Raw genomic sequence first — 545 nt, 5'->3', positions numbered from 1 at the left:
AAACTAAAGCTTATTAGCGAGTATCTGAATGGGGATCTCAGCTACGATTTGTTGGCAAGAAAATATCATATCCCAAGTTCTACTCCCATCAAAAGATGGGTCCACTCTTATAAAAGGCAAGGGATCCAGGGGGTGAAAAGGAGAAGTGAAAGGAAGGAGTATCCTGTTCAATTTAAAGTAGATACGGTAAGATTTATCCTAACGACAGGTGCTTCCTATCTAACAGCGGCGATGCAATTTGGGATGAACAACCCTTCCTTACTTGCACACTGGATGAAACGATATCAGGAACAAGGGATAGAAGGCCTGAAACCAAGTCCAAAGAGGAGACCTTCTATGTCTAAGAAACCGACTACACCGAAGAAAAATAAACAAGCAAAGGGAACACGTGAAAAAGAATTAGAGCGTGAGAATGAGCTGCTTAGACTGGAAAATGCGTATCTAAAAAAGTTGAGAGCTTTTCGGGAGAATTCGAATGCCTTCCACGAAAAGCACAGGCAAAGCTGGCACTCGAGCTCAAACAAGAAGGATTCCCATTAAAAGAG

Annotated in this window: 1 protein-coding gene; it reads left to right on the top strand. The window is 42.2% G+C overall.

The window, feature by feature from the left end:
- On the top strand, positions 1–540 hold a 540-nt coding region (locus P6709_RS19740), incomplete at its 5' end, for a helix-turn-helix domain-containing protein (protein ID WP_278242618.1).
- Positions 541–545: the final 5 nt, after the last annotated feature.

The sequence above is a fragment of the Jeotgalibacillus sp. ET6 genome, from assembly GCF_029667115.1.
In the GTDB taxonomy this organism is placed as follows: domain Bacteria; phylum Bacillota; class Bacilli; order Bacillales; family Jeotgalibacillaceae; genus Jeotgalibacillus.
Note: the sequence above shows the minus strand (reverse complement) of the source record. Positions and strands in the feature narration are given on the sequence as shown.